Below are 16,256 nucleotides of genomic sequence, written 5' to 3' on the forward strand. Positions count from 1 at the left end.
GTTGTGGCCTGTGGCGGATGCGCTTCGCTTATCCGCCCTACCGTGCATCCGTGTAGGTTATTTCTGAATCGTGCCTAAGGGACGAAAAGGCCAGCGGCCGGTCTTTGGTGCTGGCCACGGCCAGTGATCAGCGGATGGCCCAGGCCGTCGCCGACCATGTGGGCCTGTTCGATGCCGTCCTGGCCAGCGACGGTGAGCGCAATCTCAAGGGCCCGGCCAAGGCCGCCGCGCTGGTGGCGCGCTTCGGCCAGGGCGGCTTCGACTATGTCGGCGACAGCCGCGCCGACCTGCCGGTCTGGGCCGTGGCTCGCCAGGCCATCGTCGTCGGCGGCGCCGGTCTTGCCAAGGCCGCCGCGGCGGTGACAGCGGTGCGACAGCGATTCGCGCCACCACCGAGGCCGGCCGCCCTGCTGCGCGCCCTGCGACCTCATCAATGGATCAAGAACCTGCTCCTGTTCCTGCCCCTGGTAGCCGCCCATCATCTCGGCGACGGCCCTGCGTTGCTGGCCGCGAGCCTGGCCTTTCTGGTCTTCGGCCTCACCGCCTCCTCGGTCTACCTCCTCAACGACCTGCTTGACCTGCCGGCGGATCGCGCTCACCCGCGCAAGTGCCAGCGGCCCTTCGCGGCGGGCAGGTTGCCGCTGGCCTGGGGCGTGCTGCTCAGCCCCCTGTTGCTGCTCGCCGCCCTCGGCCTGAGCCTGCTCTTTCTGCCGACCCTGTTCACCCTGGTCCTCATCGGCTACTACCTGCTCACCACCACCTACTCCTTTGGCCTCAAGCGCAAGCCCGTTGTGGACGTACTGCTGCTCGCCGCCCTCTACACCGTGCGCGTCATCGCCGGGGCCGCCGCCGTGGCCATCGTGCCCTCGTTCTGGCTGCTGGCGTTTTCCATGTTCATCTTCCTGAGCCTGGCGCTGGCCAAACGCTACACCGAGCTCGAGGGCCTGCGCCGGCGCGGCGATCTCACCGCCGCCGGTCGCGGCTGGCACGTGGATGATCTGCCGCTGGTACAGACCCTGGGTACCGGCGCCGGGCTCGCCTGCGTGCTGGTGCTCGCGCTCTATATCGACAGCGCGCCGGCGCGGCAGCTCTACGCCACCCCGCAGGCGGGCTGGGGCTGCTGGCCTGGGCGGCCGAGGCCTGGGGGCTTTATCTGCTGCTGACCTGGCTCGGCGTCGAGATCGGCAGCCTGCAGGCGATGGGGATCTACGCTGTCAGCACGCTGGCGGGCGCCCTGTCGTTCCTGCCCGGTGGGCTCGGTGGCGCCGAGGCGGCGATGGTGGCCTTGCTGGCGGCAGGCGGCGCGGCATTCGGGGTGGCGGTGCTCGCGACGGTGATCTGTCGCCTGGTGACGCTCTGGTTCGCGGTGGTGCTGGGGATTGGCGCGGTGCTGGTGCTGCGGCGCCGGGACTGAGTCCAACTCGCAGACACCCGCCGGCACTCCACCATCGGCTACCTCAGCCCTGAAGTCTTCGAGGCTTGGAATGCGGCTCAATCCGATGTCCACTGTTGCCGGGCAAGATCAGATCACCAAACGATCTCGTACCCACTGCTGCGCCCACCCTTGCCGGTGGGCCGCAGGCACCCTTTCTCGACAAGGTCCGCCAACTCGCGGTAAGCAGTGGCGCGGCTGGTCCTGGTCAACCCCATGTACTTGCGGGTATTCATGCCGCCTTCGAAACCGCCCGGGCCAGCGTCCAGCAGGCGGTTGAGCACCTTGCGCTGACGCTCGTTAAGGGCGGTCGTCTGGTGCCGGAGCCAGAAGCGGGCCTTGGCCAGTGTGTTGGCCACCGTCTGCTCGGCGGCAGTTGCCGCGGCCTCGACCTGTGCGAGGAACCAGGCCAGCCAGTCGGTGACTTCCGCTCCGCCGCGCTGCGTCTGTTCCAGCATGTCGTAGTAGCTCTCCCGCTCGCGGAGGATCTGCGCCGAGAGGCTGAACAGCCGCATCGGCTGGTGTTCGTCCTGCGAGAGCGCCATGTCGGTGATAGCGCGGGCCAACCGGCCGTTGCCGTCCTCGAAGGGGTGCAGGGTGACGAACCAGAGGTGGGCCAGCCCGGCGCGGACGAGTCCTTCGAGACCGGCCGGCGGGTCGTTGAACCAGGCGAGGAGGCGCTCCAGTTCTCCCTCCAGCCCTTCGCGGGGGGGCGCGATAAAGTGCACCTTCTCCCTGCCGATACTGCCGGAGACCACCTGCATCGGTTCATCGCCACGTAACGCCCCCACCTGGATGGCATGCAGGCCGGAGTAGCCGGTCGGGAACAGGGCCGCCTGCCAGCCGAACAGGCGTTCTGTGGTCAAGGGAACATCGTGGCGCCGAGTCGCATCCAGCAACACGTCGATCAGTCCGTCCACGGCGCGGAGTGGCGCCGGCAGTCCTGCCGTCGGAAGCCCCAGACGGCAGGCTACCGAGGAGCGCACCGCCTCCAGCTCTAGCCGCTCACCCTCTATCGCGCTGGTGGTCAGACCGTCTTCCACCAGGATGGCGGCCACGGCCTCGAGCGTGAGATTGGCATCGAGCAGCCGGCCCGCCCCGAGGACCTTGCCCTGGGCCAGTCGGGCACGGGCAAGCAGCGGCGCCAGACGGGCCTCGTCCCAGCGGAAGCGGGGCCAGTCGGGTTGCTGCCAGATCCAGGTGAGAGGCGTTGGCATGCCTTATTCGCTCCATATTATGAAGCGATTATATAAGTGAATCGCTTCATCGGCAAGACTGCTCGGGGTGGGTACTGCCCTGCGGGTCCCGTACCGTCTAGCGGGCGGCAAGTTGTTTTTGATTGAGGTGCACGACTTCCATCTTGGTCTCCTTCCGAACGAGTTGGCAGGAGTCCATGAAGGCGCTGTTCGGCCCCCGAGCCAAACACCTCGCTGTTCCTCTACATGTACGTCCGAAAAGAGGCGGTGCTGTCCTCCATGATCGAGGGGACCCAGTCTTCCCTGTCGGACTTGCTGCTGTTCGAGCTGGATCAGGAGCCGGGCGTCCCGCTGGATGATGTGCGGGAGGTCAGCAACTCTGTCGCGGCTCTCGACCACGGCCTTCACCTGCTGGAAAAAGGCCTGCCGCTGTCGCTGCGGCTGTTCCGAGAGATTCATGGCGTGCTGCTGACCAATAGGCGTGGCAGCAATCAGACCCCGGGAGACTTTCGGCGCAGCCAGAACTGGATTGGCGGCACCCGGCCGGGCAACGCAGCCTTCGTTCCGCCTCCGGCCGAGGAGGTGCTGGAGTGCATGAGCAAGCTGGAGTTCTTCCTCCATGACCAGCCGGAACCGACTCCGGTGCTGCTCAAGGCGGCGTTGGCCCATGTGCAGTTCGAGACGATCCACCCGTTCCTCGACGGGAATGGCCGTTTGGGACGTCTGCTGATCGCGTTGCTCCTGTGCGAGCAGAAGGTGCTGCGGGAGCCGATGCTTTATCTGAGCCTCTATTTCAAGACGCACCGCCAGTATTACTACGAGCTGCTCAACAATGTCCGTCTGACCGGCGATTGGGAGGCCTGGCTCGATTTCTTCGCCGAGGCGGTCATTGTCACTGCCACCCAGGCGGTGGAAACGACGCAGCAGCTCCTGGACCTGTCGAACCAGGACCGCGACAAGATCAGCGGCCTCGGACGGGCGGCAACCTCCACTCTTAAGGTCCACCGGGCACTCATGGAGCATCCCGTCGCCACCTCGGGCTCACTGGTAATAAAGACCGGCATCACCCCGGCCACTGTCAACAAGGCGCTCGGCCACCTGGAGCAGCTCGGCATCGTCAATGAGTTGACCGCCCAGAAGCGCAACCGCCTGTTCAGCTACGCGGGCTATATTGAGATCATGAGTCGCGGCACGGAACTGCCGGGCAGGTAGGCCGGTTCGATTCCCGTTTTTGGAGTCGAAGCAGATTCGTTGGGATGCTTTTTTTTGGTATTCGCTCCCGTTGCAAACCCAGCACTGCGTATTCCACGCCCATTCGGCCACTGATTCCAGCGCGACTCGGCGAACCGGATGGCGGCCTGGTGTCTGTGTCGCGGGATAATCTGACCGCGCGATCTGCGCTTGACACCAGGGCTCATCCTCCTTACTTTCAAGTAAGGCGAAATATGATTGTAAGGAATCCGGAAATGACCACCGCCACCCTCACCACCAAAGGCCAGATCACGATCCCGAAGGAGATCCGGGAGCGGCTGATGCTGCACACGGGGGACAAGCTCGACTTCACACTCACCGAATCCGGCGATGTCCTGCTCAAGCCGGTTACGCGTCATGTGGACGAGGTCTTCGGGCGGCTCGGCAAGTCAGGGCAAGCGCCACTGACACCGGCGGAGATGGACGCCGCGATCCAGCGGCGGATGGCTGAGACTGGGGCATGAAAGCCATCGATACCAACGTGCTGGTTCGCTTCCTGGTCAATGATGATCCCGTGCAGGGCGAGCAGGTGCGGCAGCTATTTGCGGCTGCCGAGCGACAGCGCGAAGCCTTCTTTGTGCCGATACTGGTACTGCTGGAAACCATCTGGGTGTTGGAATCCGCCTACCAGATTCATCGCCCGGACCTCATCGAGGCCCTGGGTGATCTGCTGTTGATGCCGATCCTTCATTTTGAACAGCGCGAAGCGATCCAGGCGATGCTGGCAACGGCATTGGCTGGCAACATGGACCTGCCGGACGCGCTGATTGCCCAAAGCGCGCTCAAGGGTGGCTGTGAGAGTGTTTTGACCTTCGACAAAAAGGCAGCACGTAACGACGGCTTCGAATTGTTGGCCATGACGGCAGGTTGAGGCTGTGCGTCTGACGGACTGCGCCGCTGACCTTACCGACCACCCGACAGAGGGGCTCTTGAGAGAATGAATCCATGAACACGTCGAACAAGTTTCCCCGAGGTCCATGAACGTGCTGTGCGCCTGCACTCCCACGTGGCGCGTGAAAACGCGTAATCGCGAGGATACTGTCGGGAAAGGGCGGCCTTGCAGAGACCTGTTTTTTGACACTAAATTTGGCGCTTCATGCAGAGCGAGGGCAACCCGATGGCGCATCGCATCCTGGCCGGAGATCACGGCGAGCATTTCGGAGCTGAAGCGCAACCCGATGGAAACCGTAGCGGCAGGTGAGGGCCTGCCCGTCGCCGTTCTCAATCATAACGAGCCGGCCTTCTACTGCGTGTCGGCGAAGGCGTACGAGGTGCTCATCGGCCTTCAAGAAAGGCCCGCTCTGGGCCTCGCCCGAGCGGGTCGCCGGGGACATCGTCCAGGCCATGCAACAGGGTAAATCGGTGATCTATCGGTGATCTACACGCCCTGGTTCTGGCGCTGGATCATGCGGCTGATCCGCCTCATCCCCGAGTCCCTCTTCGTGCGCTTGCGCTTCTGACAACCGGACCACGCCTTCATGCGCCAACCTCAGACCGACGCCGGCGCGCCGCGCCTGGAGCGGCGCTGCGGACAGGTCGCCCTGGCAGCGGCACTGGCCGTCCTCGCCTACCTGGCGCTGCAACTGTTCGCGGATCAGTGGTTCCCGGCCCTGCTGCCGGTGGCGGGTGTGGCGATCGCCCTGTTTGCCGTCACCCGCCCGTGGATTGCGCGGCGGATGCTGGCCTGGCTGCCCGAGCGCGGGCGCTGGCTGCGCATCAGGACGGGCCTGCTGGCGGTGCTGGATCATGCCCGACAGCTTCTCGCCCCCGGGCGGCTGCTCGGCGGACTGGGGCTGGGGCTGCTGGCCTGGGCGGCCGAGGCCTGGGGCCTGTATCTGCTGCTGACCTGGCTCGGCGTCGAGAGCGGGGTGCTGCAGGCGATGGGGATCTACGCCGTCAGCATGCTGGCGGGCGCCCTGTCGTTCCTGCCCGGTGGGCTCGGTGGCGCCGGGGCGGCGATGGTGGCCCTGCTGGCGGCAGGCGGCGCGACCTTGGGCACGGCGGTGCTGGCGACCGTGATCTGTCGCCTGGTGACGCTCTGGTTCGCGGTGGTCCTGGGGATTGGCGCGGTGCTGGTGCTGCGGCGGTATGGCGCCCGGGTGGCACCGGTGCGCATGGTCGGGAAAAGGGTTTGACCTGGTAGCGACGGGTCGGCATACTGATCGGCTATTTCGAGCCTCGGCTCATTCTCCTTGCCTCACCGGCGGCTCGATTCGGGCTGGCGGGAGGCTGCAACCCGTGAGGAGTGTCCATGCGACATTATGAAGTGGTGTTTCTGGTTCATCCGAGCCAGAGCGAGCAGGTGCCTGCGATGATCGAGCGTTATCGCGGCAACCTCGAAGGGCGTGGCGGCAAGGTCCATCGCCTGGAGGACTGGGGCCGTCGCCAGCTTGCCTATCCGATCAACAAGGTGCACAAGGCACACTACGTGCTGATGAACATCGAGTGCGACCAGGAGGCCCTGGATGAGCTCGAGAGCGCCTTCCGTTTCAACGACGCGGTGCTGCGCAACCTGATCATCAAGCGCGACCAGCCGGTGACCGAGCCATCTCCGCTGATGAAGGGCGAGGACGAAGGCGAGGAACGCCGCCCGCGTCGAGATGACGGCGGCCGCGAGGAAGACGAAGAGTAAGCGCTTCCACGCTGCGGGCGGGCGCAGACACCCTGGCCCGACGACGGCTCGTCGAATCCATCGGATCAAATTCGGAGAATCACATCATGTCACGCTATTTTCGCCGCCGGCGCTACTGCCGCTTCACCGCCGAAGGCATCACCGAGATCGACTACAAGGATCTCAATCTGCTGAAGGCCTTCGTCAGCGAGTCCGGCAAGATCGTTCCCAGCCGCATCACCGGTACCTCGGCCAAGTACCAGCGCCAGCTGGCGACCGCTGTCAAGCGCGCGCGCTTCCTGGCGCTGCTGCCCTACACCGACGGGCACTGATCCGCGTGCCGGCGCCCGAGACGGCGTCATGGCGTGGGTTTCGTACCGACTTCAAGCATTGAAAAGGGACCATCCGTGGACATCATCCTGTTGAAGAAGGTCGGCGGTCTGGGCAATCTCGGCGACAAGGTCACCGTGCGTCCGGGCTACGGCCGAAACTATCTCATTCCCACCGGCACCGCCGTGCCGGCCACCGCCGACAACCTGAAGGCGTTCGAGGAGCGGCGCGCCGAGCTGGAGGCCCAGGCCCTGGCGGCGCTGGCCGAGGCAGAGCAGCGCAAGGCCCGGCTCGAGGGGCTGACCGTTGCCATCGCCCGCAAGGCCGGCGACGAAGGGCGCCTGTTCGGCTCCGTTGGCACCGCCGACATCGCCGAAGCCATCACCGAGGCCGGCGTGCCGGTGGAGAAGAGCGAGGTCCGGCTGCCGGCCGGTCCGTTCCGCGCCATCGGCGAGCATGCGGTGGAACTGCATCTGCATTCCGACGTGGATATCACGGTGCAGATCGAGGTCGTTCCGGCCGACTGACCCCGCCCCGCGCGGCACCGGGGTCCTCCGGTGCCGCCGCCTTCAGCCGTTCTTGCGCGGCGCCCGCCACCCCGGGGGCGGATCTCCCTTCAATCGCCTGGCGGCATGTCGGGCTGCGGCGCCCTCGCGGCCCATCCCTCGCCTTGGGGTTCGGCGTGTGCCGTCGACCCGGCACGTGACCGTATCTCCTGGTCAAAAACCTTAGCCGAAAACCTGGGTCGAAAACCGGCGATCCCGCAACGGGTATACTGCGCTCTCGCGTCTCCCGCGTTCCCCGGTCGCCCTGCGGATACCGCTCCCGCTCCCGCAATGACGTCAGCCAACCGATGATGAGGTGCCGATCTTGGACTCCCAACGTCCGGACATCTACGAAGGCGTGCGCATTCCGCCGCACAACCTGCAGGCCGAGCAGTCCCTGCTCGGGGCGCTGATGCTGGAGAACAGCACCTGGGAGCTGGTCGCCGACAAGGTGCACGAGGAGGATTTCTATCGCCAGGAGCACCGCCTGGTGTTTCGCGGTATCGCGCTGCTGGCGGAGGACAACCAGCCGTTCGATGTGGTAATGCTGGCGGAGATGCTGGAGAAGCGCAAGCTGCTCGACGACGTGGGCGGGCGCGACTATCTGGCGGAGATCGACCGCAACACCGCCTCGGCCGCCAACGCCGTGCACTATGCGCGCATCGTGCGCTTCAACTCGGTGCTGCGTCAGTTGGTCAGTGCCGGCGTCGAGATCACCGACCTGGCCTTCGATACCCAGGGCCGCAGCGAGGCTGAGATCCTGGACGCGGCCGAGACCAAGGTGTTCCAGATCGCCGAGCAGATGAACCGCGGTGGCGGCTTCAAGTCGCTGGAAAGTCTGCTGAAGATCGCGGTGGACAAGATCGACGAGCTGTTCCACCGCGACGAGCCCATCACCGGTCTGCCCACCGGCTTTACCGATTTCGACATGAAGACCTCGGGGCTGCAGGCCTCCGACCTGATCATCGTGGCCGGTCGCCCGTCCATGGGCAAGACCACCTATGCGATGAACATGGCGGAGAACGTCGCCATCAAGACCGGCAAGGGGGTCGCCGTGTTCAGCATGGAGATGCCCGGTGACGCGCTGGCCATGCGCATGATGTCGTCGCTGGGGCAGATCGACCAGCATCGGGTGCGCACCGGCAAGCTGACCGACGAGGACTGGCCGCGGCTGACCTCCGCGGTGACCATGCTGTCCCAGGCGCCGATCTATATCGACGATACGCCCGCGCTGTCGCCGACGGAACTGCGCGCCCGGGTGCGCCGGCTGCAGCGCGAGCTCAAGCGCGAGGAAAAGGAACTGGGGCTGATCGTCATCGACTACCTGCAGCTGATGCAGGCCTCGACCCAGGGCGAGAACCGCGCCACCGAGATCTCCGCCATCTCCCGCTCGCTGAAGTCGCTGGCCAAGGAGCTTGCGGTGCCCGTGATCGCGCTGTCGCAGCTCAACCGCAGCCTGGAGCAGCGGCCGAACAAGCGCCCGGTGATGTCGGATCTGCGTGAATCGGGTGCCATCGAGCAGGATGCGGACCTGATCGTGTTCATCTATCGCGACGAGGTCTACAACGAGGACAGTCCGGACAAGGGCGTGGCCGAGATCATCATCGGCAAGCAGCGCAACGGTCCCATCGGCACCGTCAAGCTGGCCTTCCTGGGCCAGTACACCAAGTTCGAGAACCTGGCGCGGGACCTGTATGGCGATGGGGAGTACTAATCAGCGGCCCAAGCGGGGCAAGTCCGCCTTCGTCTGCAACGCCTGCGGCGCGCAACTGCCCAAGTGGAGCGGGCAGTGCCCAGACTGCGGCGCCTGGAATGCCGTGGAGGAACTGGCCGTGCCTGTGGCGGGGCCATCCAGGGGCCGCGGCGGCTACGCCGGCGGCGCGGGCGGCGCGGGCGGCGCGCAGGTGCAGGACCTGACCGGCGTCGCGCCAGAGCAGCAGCTGCGTTATCCCTCAGGCATCGACGAGCTCGACCGCGTGCTTGGCGGCGGCCTGGTGCAGGGCTCGGTGGTGCTGATCGGCGGCGATCCGGGCATCGGCAAGTCCACGCTGCTATTGCAGGCCTGTGCCGCCCTGGGCGAACAGCGCTCGGTGCTCTATGTCACCGGCGAGGAGTCGCCGCAGCAGGTCAGCCTGCGGGCGCATCGCCTTAGCCTGGCGGCGGAGCGCATCCGGCTGCTGGCCGAGACCTGCATCGAGCACATCCTCGCGGCGGCGGGCGCCGAGCGACCGCGGGTGCTGGTCATCGACTCGATCCAGACCCTGTTCACCGACAGCCTGACCTCGGCGCCGGGCTCGGTGTCGCAGGTGCGCGAGACAGCGGCCCAACTGGTGCGTTACGCCAAGCTCACCGACACCACGGTGTTTTTGGTGGGGCATGTGACCAAGGAGGGGGCGCTGGCCGGGCCGCGGGTGCTCGAGCACATGGTCGACACCGTGCTCTACTTCGAGGGCGAGTCCTGCAGCCCGCACCGGCTGGTGCGCTCGGTGAAGAACCGCTTCGGCGCCGTCAACGAGCTCGGCGTCTTTGCCATGACCGACAAGGGCCTGCGCGAGGTGCGCAACCCGTCGGCCATCTTCTTGTCGCGGCACGACCAGGCGGTGCCGGGCTCGGTGGTGCTGGTGACCCGCGAGGGGACGCGGCCGATGCTGGTGGAGGTGCAGGCGCTGGTGGATCAGAGCCCGCTGGCCAACCCCAGACGCGTCGCCGTCGGGCTGGAGCAGAACCGGCTGGCCATGTTGCTGGCGGTGCTGCATCGCCATGGCGGCGTGGCCATGTTCGACCAGGACGTGTTCGTCAATGTGGTCGGCGGCGTGCGTGTCAGCGAGACCGCCGCGGACCTGGCGTTGCTGCTCGCGGTGCTGTCCAGCCATCGCGATCGACCGCTGCCGCTGGAACTCGCCGTATTCGGCGAGGTAGGCCTGTCCGGCGAGATCCGCCCGGTGCCGAACGGCCCGGACCGACTGCGCGAGGCCGCTAAGCACGGCCTGAAACAGGCCATCGTTCCCAAGGCCAACGTGCCCAAGGGCGGCGTCGAAGGCCTGACGATCCGGCCTGTGCTCTCCCTCGCCGAGGCCATGGAGGCGTTGTGAGGTAGCTATATAGCCCCCAGCCCCCAGCCCCAGCCCCAGCCCCCAGCTGCCAGCCTCAAGCCTCAAGCCTCAAGCCTCAAGCCTCAAGCCTCAAGCCGCCGCGACCATCTCACACCACCAACCAAAGGCTGCGCAGGGCTGGTGGGTTGGGTGCCGGCGGTAGGGGGTCTCGATCGCATGGATGCGATCGCGAAGCCTCCAAGGATGGATTCACGGCGTCCCCCGACCGCCGGTACCCAGCCCGCCAGCCCGTCTCCAGCAAAGCTTAAGCCGCCAGCCCGTCTCCAGCAAAGCTTAAGCCGCCAGCCGCCAGCCCCTAGCCCCTAGCCCCAGCCGCTAGCCGCTAGCCGCCACTTGCCCGTCACCATCAAGGCACGTGCCGCCAGGCTCTCCTTTCGGCCTCGTCGATGCCTGAAACCGGCGGCTGGCGAAACTGCGTAAAAAATATGTAAATCACCCTTGACACCTACAGCTGTCACGTTAAACTAACACTCGTGGATCGCAGAGTGACCCGGGCCGAAGCGGCCGGCATCGCCAAAGCACGCGATTCGCGAATCGGAGTCAGCCGTACGGATGAGCCGGGCGGCACTTCAACCAATCCCTCACCGGAGGTTATTTCGATGGCTGAATCGAAGAATCTGTCGGGCTTGACCGACGAGCAAGCAAAAGAATTCCACGAGCACTGGAAGCACGGTGTTTGGAGCTGGGTCATGATCGCTTCCGCGGTCCATGTCGTCACTTGGGTTTACCAGCCCTGGTTCTAAGGTTCCGCAACGAGGAGATCCCCCATGAAAGTCCCGTATCTGATGGCTGACCCCAAAGTTGCCGAGCCTGAGCACCCGGAAGAAGACTGGAAAATCTGGACCGTTATCAATCCTGCTACCTGGATGATGCCCTGGTTCATCGTTCTGATGGTCCAGATGTGGATGATCCACTGGTATGCTCTGGATCTGCCGGGCTACGGCTGGAAGGATTCCGTCCGCGTCGCCGAGCCGGTCGCCGTCACCGCGCCTGCTCCGGCTGCCAAGACCGCTTCCGTGATCCAGTAACACGCTGCCGCGGTCGCATCGCGACTGCACCAGCCTGTTATTGACCCCGGCAGTCCGCTGTCGGGGTCGGCGTAGTTCAGAACATACGCCATCAACTGGCCCGATGCCGGGCTGCCGTCATGACGTCATCCGTTGTGCCGGTGGTCGTGGCATCGGGCCAGCGCTTTTGTGCGCGTTTTATTTCTTTCAGTGTAAAAATGATTGCGTTTCGGGGGCGATCGCGGGCAGCTACAGACCGCCGGTTGGAGCCTTGAGGCTGATAGCTCGTGGCTTGGGCTATGTTGGAGGCTGGCTGGAAGCTGGAGGCTGGCTCTATTTTGGAGACGGGCTGGCGGGTTGGGTACCGGCGATCGGGGGACGCCGTGAATCCGTCCCTGGAGGCTTCGCGATCGCATCCATGCGATCGAGACCCCCTGCCGCCAGTACCCAACCCACCAGCCCTGCGCAAGCATCGGTTGGTGGCGTGAGATGGTCGCGGCGGCTGGAGGCTGGAGGCTGGAGGCTGGAGGCTGGCTCTATTTTGGAGACGGGCTGGCGGGTTGGGTACCGGCGATCGGGGGGCGCCGTGAATCCGTCCCTGGAGGCTTCACGATCGCATCCATGCGATCGAGACCCCCCGCCGCCAGTACCCAACCCACCAGCCCTGCGCAACCTTCAGTTGGTGGCGTGAGATGGTCGCGGAGGCTGGCGGCTATAGCCTATCCTTCTATCCTGCTTCGGGCCGAGCCGGGGCGATCCGCCCCGCCTATGCGGCATCAGGGCATCTGGTCCAGTCCGAATCGGGACGGCTCCCGTTGCTCCGCGTCCTTGCGGGCGTGCAGGGCCAGCGGGACGAGTACGATCAGCGCGCCGATCAGCAGCAGCACCTCAAGGCTGTAGACGATGCGGTAGCCGACGGAGATATCGGTCAGGTTGGGTCCCAGCGCGCCGCTGACGGCCAGGCCGGTGGTGACGTCGCGCAACGCGCCGCCGAGGGCGATGGCGATACCCTGGGTGGTGGCCTGCACGGCGCCCCAGGCGCCGAGGGCGAGGCCAGCATGGCCGCGTTCGGCCAGCGCCATGGCGGCGGTGAGGGTGCCGACGCCGAGCAATCCGGTACCGAAGCCGATGAGGCCGGTGCCGAGGCGGAACACCAGCGGCGATGTGACCGTGGCGGCGAAGATGATCAGCGCGAAGCCGACGATGCCGATGAGCGCGCCATAGGCGGCCAGGCGGTAGGAGTCACCGCCACGGCTCAATACATAGCCGGACAGGGCGAAGGCGGTGAAGGTGCCGCCGGCGAGGATGGCGGTGAGCGAGGTGGTCTGGGCAACGGTGAGCCCGAGCACCTGTGCGCCGTAGGGCTCGAGCAGGATCTCCTGCATGCTGAAGCCGGCGGTGCCGAGACCGACGGCAATGAGCAGGCGGCTGGCGCGCCCGCCGCGGATGAACTCCTGCCAGGTCTCGCGGAAGGGCGGCCGCGGGATCTGCGCCACCGCGCGTTTCATGTCGATGGCTTCCTGCTTCCACAGGGCGACCACGTTCATGATGATGGTGGCCAGTGCGACGGCATGCACCACCCGCACCAGGCGCTCGTGGGAGAAGTCTTCCAGCAGGTGACCGAACAGCAGTGCGCTGCCGACCATGCCCAGCAGCAGCATTGCGTACAGCAGTGCCACCACGCGCGGGCGCTTGTCCTGGGGCGCCAGGTCTGTTGCAAGGGCCAGGCCGGCGGTCTGCACCGTATGCATGCCGGCGCCCACGAGCAGGAACGACACGGCGGCGAAGAACTGGCCGATGAAGGCCAGGTTGTTGGTGGGATCCGACAGGATCAGGATGGAGTACGGCATGATGGCGAAGCCGCCGTACTGCAACATGCTGCCGAGGGCGATGTAGGGTACCCGTCGCCAGCCGAAGGCGGAGTGATGGTAGTCGGACCGATGGCCGATCAGCGCCCGCAGCGGGGCGAACACCAGGGGTAGGGCCACCATCAGCGAAACCAGCCAGGCGGACACGCCGAGCTCGACCACCATGACCCGGTTCAACGTGCCGTACAGCAGTACCATGGCCATGCCGACCGAGACCTGGAACAGGGACAGGCGCATCAGGCGCAGCAACGGCAGCTGCTCGGTGCCGGCATCGGCAAAGGGCAGGCTGACGATGTAGTTCATCACTCTCTTCATCGAATCAGGGCTCCGGAGCTCTCGGGTGTGTTGTGATCAGGGCCGGCTGTCTACTTCGCGCCGCGGCTCGCCTTCTGCCAGGGCGAGACGATGCCGAGCAGGTGGGCCATGTCCTTGAAGAAGATGCGCAGGTGTGCCGCGGGTCTGGCCCGTACCAGGCGCTTGTGCATGTAGGCCTGCCAGGTGAGATGCTGCACGTCCGGGTCGTCGCAGATGCTGACGAAGCGTTCGCGGCGCTTGTCGTTGCGGTACCAGAAGCGCTGCATGATGCCCAGGATCCAGAAGATCCGGCCGTGATCCTTCATGAAGCGTTTGCGCGCCAAGGCCAGGGCCTTTGGGTTTCCGGTCGCGAGAAAGGCCTCCACCGCCTCGCCGGCCAGCCGACCGCCGAGCAGGGCGTAGTAGATGCCCTCGCCGGAAGCGGGGGCGACCACGCCGGCGGCATCGCCGGCCAGCACCACATCGCGCCCGTTGTCCCATTTCGGCAGCGGGTGCAGCGGAATGGGCGCGCCTTCCTTGCGCAGGGTCTCGCACTGATCCAGGCCGGTCTCGCGTCGCAACCGGTCGACGGCATCATGCAGCGAGAAGCCCTTGAGCTCGGTGCCAACGCCGATGCTGACGGTATCGCCGTGGGGGAAGATCCAGGCGTAGAAGTCGGGTGACAGGCGCCCCTGATAGTAGACGTCGCAGCGGGTGGGGTCATAGTCCGACGTGCTGGTGCTGGTGCTGGTGCTGGTGCTGGTGCTGGTGCTGGTGCTGGCCTCGGCCCCGGCTTCAGCGCGGGCCGTCGGCGCGCGCACGATCTCGTGGTAAGCGGCGACATGGGGCAATTCCTTGGCGCCGGGTATGCACTGCTTGGCGACGGAGGACATGGCGCCGTCGGCACCGATCACCGCACGGGTGCGCACGCATTCCTCGGTATTGCGGTCCGTCGCCTCCGCCGGTCGGAAATGCACCACCGCCATGTCGTCCGCATCCCGCGACAGACGCGTGAAGGTGCCATCGCGGCGGTCGGCACCAGCCTTTGCCGCTCGCTGTCGAAGCCATTCGTCGAACGGGCCGCGATCGACCATGCCGACATAGCCGCCGTTGATCGGCATGTCCACATACCGGTTGCTGGGGGCGACCATGCGCGCGGAATGGACCCGGGCCGCCAGTTGCGACTCGGGGATGTCGAATTCCTCCATGGCCCTGGGGGGGATGGCGCCGCCGCAGGGCTTGATGCGGCCGGGCCGGTCGAGAAGCAGCACGCGGCGGCCCAGTCCGGCCAGGTCGGTGGCGGCGGTCGCGCCGGCGGGACCGCCGCCGATGATCACCACATCGTAGTCTGCTTGGTTGGTCATGCTCTCCTCCGGCGGCCTCTTCGGCCGGTGCATGGGAATTCCATGGTTCACGGGGCGGCACCCCGCGGGCTGCCCCTGGCGTGCGGACTGTCTCGTCGTTCCCGGGGTATGCTCGAACACTGACGGCCGTTGATGGTCTTGGTCAGTGGCTGGACGCTGGCGGTTTGGGGACTGTTACAGGGGCGCCGATCCGGCCAGTGCCGCACGCACGGCAAAGGCGCTGATCATCATGCCACTGACATAGACCGAGACGCCCAGGGCGCTGAGCCAGGTGGCCCGTTCGATGGGGTTCTGCAGGAACCGGACCATCAGCGTGGCCTGCACCATGACCAGTGCGGCAACGGCCGCGGCGTGCACGGGCTGGACCCAGGCGAACAGGAGCCCTACCACCACAAGCTGCGGCACGATCATGACCACGCAGGCGGTCCAGGCGGCGCCCTGCACCCCGAGCTGCACCGGCAGCGTGCGCACGCCCATCTGCTTGTCGCCCTCGATGGCCTTGAAGTCGTTCAGGGTCATGATGCCGTGGGCACCCAGACCATACAACAGCGCCAGCGCCAGGATCTCCCAGGCCGGCATCTGTCCGCCGATCATCACGGCGGCGCCGGTGATCCAGGCCAGGCTCTCGTAGGAGAAGCCCACCGCGGCGTTGCCCAGCCAGCCGTTCTGTTTCAGTCGCAGGGGTGGCGCGCTGTAGATCCAGGCGAAGATCAGGCCGATTACGGTCGCGCCCAGCACCCAGGGGCCAAGGACCGCACCCAGGGCCAGTGACAGCAGCGTGCCGGTGACGGCGATGTAGAAGCCCCAGCGACCCGGCAGCCGGCCCGACGGGATCGGGCGGTCGGGCTCGTTGATGGCGTCCACATGGCGGTCATACCAGTCGTTGACGGCCTGGCTGGTGGCGCAGACCAGTGGACCGGTCAGCACCACGCCGGCGAGCAGGAACAGCCAGTTCTCCAGCACCGCGGCACCGGAGGAGACGACGCCGCAGGTGAAGGCCCACATGGGCGGGAACCAGGTAATCGGATGCAGGACCTCCAGCATCGCCGCGGGCTGGGGCCGTGTCGCTGCCGGGGTGATCGAAGCCGTTTCTGTCATATGCGGTGCCAAGTCTCGAAAAGCGCTCTCGGAATCAGGTCTCGGGGTCAGGCCTGTGTCACATGCATCGGCTGGCGGCGCTGACACAAGCAGCGTCGCCCGGGTGATGGTGGCGGCTAATGGTAAGGCGAACGCGAGGGTGAATGG

General features: G+C 66.1%; 17 protein-coding genes. 13 read left to right on the forward strand and 4 right to left on the reverse strand.

The window, feature by feature from the left end:
* Positions 1 to 59 precede the first annotated feature (59 nt).
* Both F2Q65_RS17075 and F2Q65_RS17080 read left to right on the forward strand, forming a co-directional pair.
* Positions 60 to 1,163 (forward strand): UbiA family prenyltransferase, encoded by a 1,104-nt coding sequence (locus F2Q65_RS17075; RefSeq protein WP_150094620.1) that lies wholly within the window; start codon positions 60 to 62, stop codon positions 1,161 to 1,163.
* Entirely contained in the window at positions 1,160 to 1,414 is a 255-nt protein-coding gene (locus F2Q65_RS17080) for a lysylphosphatidylglycerol synthase domain-containing protein (protein ID WP_342782259.1), read from the forward strand. The genes F2Q65_RS17075 and F2Q65_RS17080 overlap by 4 nt, the downstream gene beginning before the upstream one ends.
* A gap of 113 nt (positions 1,415 to 1,527) precedes the next feature.
* Here the strand turns inward: F2Q65_RS17080 and F2Q65_RS17085 are convergent, their stop codons facing one another.
* Positions 1,528 to 2,649, reverse strand: a complete 1,122-nt coding sequence (locus F2Q65_RS17085; RefSeq protein WP_150094622.1) for a Fic family protein — start codon at positions 2,647 to 2,649, stop codon at positions 1,528 to 1,530.
* Between the two features lie 213 nt (positions 2,650 to 2,862).
* Here F2Q65_RS17085 and F2Q65_RS17095 point away from each other — a divergent pair, with 213 nt between their 5' ends.
* From F2Q65_RS17095 to pufA, 11 genes are all read left to right on the forward strand, one after another.
* Positions 2,863 to 3,840, forward strand: coding sequence for a Fic family protein (locus F2Q65_RS17095; RefSeq protein WP_281291059.1), 978 nt, complete (start codon positions 2,863 to 2,865; stop codon positions 3,838 to 3,840).
* A gap of 254 nt (positions 3,841 to 4,094) precedes the next feature.
* The gene (locus F2Q65_RS17100) at positions 4,095 to 4,343 is read left to right on the forward strand and encodes an AbrB/MazE/SpoVT family DNA-binding domain-containing protein (RefSeq protein ID WP_150094623.1); all 249 of its coding nucleotides are present in this window, start codon (positions 4,095 to 4,097) and stop codon (positions 4,341 to 4,343) included.
* Positions 4,340 to 4,750 (forward strand): type II toxin-antitoxin system VapC family toxin, encoded by a 411-nt coding sequence (locus tag F2Q65_RS17105; protein ID WP_150094624.1) that lies wholly within the window; start codon positions 4,340 to 4,342, stop codon positions 4,748 to 4,750. Before F2Q65_RS17100 ends, F2Q65_RS17105 begins: the two co-directional genes overlap by 4 nt.
* A gap of 607 nt (positions 4,751 to 5,357) precedes the next feature.
* Entirely contained in the window at positions 5,358 to 6,014 is a 657-nt protein-coding gene (locus F2Q65_RS17115; RefSeq protein WP_150094625.1) for a flippase-like domain-containing protein, read from the forward strand.
* A 116-nt stretch (positions 6,015 to 6,130) separates the two neighbouring features.
* Positions 6,131 to 6,511, forward strand: coding sequence for a 30S ribosomal protein S6 (rpsF, locus tag F2Q65_RS17120; RefSeq protein WP_150094626.1), 381 nt, complete (start codon positions 6,131 to 6,133; stop codon positions 6,509 to 6,511).
* 86 nt (positions 6,512 to 6,597) lie between these two features.
* On the forward strand, positions 6,598 to 6,822 hold the full coding sequence (rpsR, locus tag F2Q65_RS17125; RefSeq protein WP_150094627.1) for a 30S ribosomal protein S18: 225 nt from the start codon (positions 6,598 to 6,600) through the stop codon (positions 6,820 to 6,822).
* Between the two features lie 75 nt (positions 6,823 to 6,897).
* Positions 6,898 to 7,347, forward strand: coding sequence for a 50S ribosomal protein L9 (gene rplI / locus F2Q65_RS17130; RefSeq protein ID WP_150094628.1), 450 nt, complete (start codon positions 6,898 to 6,900; stop codon positions 7,345 to 7,347).
* 334 nt (positions 7,348 to 7,681) lie between these two features.
* Positions 7,682 to 9,079, forward strand: a complete 1,398-nt coding sequence (gene dnaB, locus F2Q65_RS17135; RefSeq protein WP_150094629.1) for a replicative DNA helicase — start codon at positions 7,682 to 7,684, stop codon at positions 9,077 to 9,079.
* Positions 9,060 to 10,457, forward strand: coding sequence for a DNA repair protein RadA (gene radA, locus F2Q65_RS17140; protein WP_150094630.1), 1,398 nt, complete (start codon positions 9,060 to 9,062; stop codon positions 10,455 to 10,457). Before dnaB ends, radA begins: the two co-directional genes overlap by 20 nt.
* Before the next feature lie 620 nt (positions 10,458 to 11,077).
* Positions 11,078 to 11,221: a light-harvesting antenna LH1, beta subunit gene (pufB, locus tag F2Q65_RS17145; protein ID WP_150094649.1), complete on the forward strand. Its 144-nt coding sequence runs from the start codon at positions 11,078 to 11,080 to the stop codon at positions 11,219 to 11,221.
* Positions 11,222 to 11,245: 24 nt separating this feature from the next.
* Positions 11,246 to 11,506 carry a light-harvesting antenna LH1, alpha subunit gene (pufA, locus tag F2Q65_RS17150; RefSeq protein ID WP_150094631.1) on the forward strand — a complete coding sequence of 87 codons (261 nt, stop codon included), beginning with the start codon at positions 11,246 to 11,248 and terminating at the stop codon, positions 11,504 to 11,506.
* Positions 11,507 to 12,261: 755 nt separating this feature from the next.
* Here pufA and F2Q65_RS17155 read toward each other — a convergent pair.
* The 3 genes from F2Q65_RS17155 to chlG form a co-directional block, all read right to left on the reverse strand.
* A complete protein-coding gene (locus F2Q65_RS17155) occupies positions 12,262 to 13,668 on the reverse strand; it encodes a BCD family MFS transporter (RefSeq protein WP_150094632.1) in 1,407 nt (468 codons plus the stop codon).
* Between the two features lie 50 nt (positions 13,669 to 13,718).
* Complete coding sequence (locus F2Q65_RS17160; protein ID WP_150094633.1) at positions 13,719 to 15,011, reverse strand: FAD-dependent monooxygenase; 1,293 nt, start codon at positions 15,009 to 15,011, stop codon at positions 13,719 to 13,721.
* Positions 15,012 to 15,185: 174 nt separating this feature from the next.
* A complete protein-coding gene (gene chlG, locus F2Q65_RS17165) occupies positions 15,186 to 16,109 on the reverse strand; it encodes a chlorophyll synthase ChlG (protein WP_150094634.1) in 924 nt (307 codons plus the stop codon).
* Positions 16,110 to 16,256: the final 147 nt, after the last annotated feature.

The sequence above is a fragment of the Thiohalocapsa marina genome, from assembly GCF_008632335.1.
GTDB classification, from domain to species: Bacteria; Pseudomonadota; Gammaproteobacteria; order Chromatiales; family Chromatiaceae; genus Thiohalocapsa; species Thiohalocapsa marina.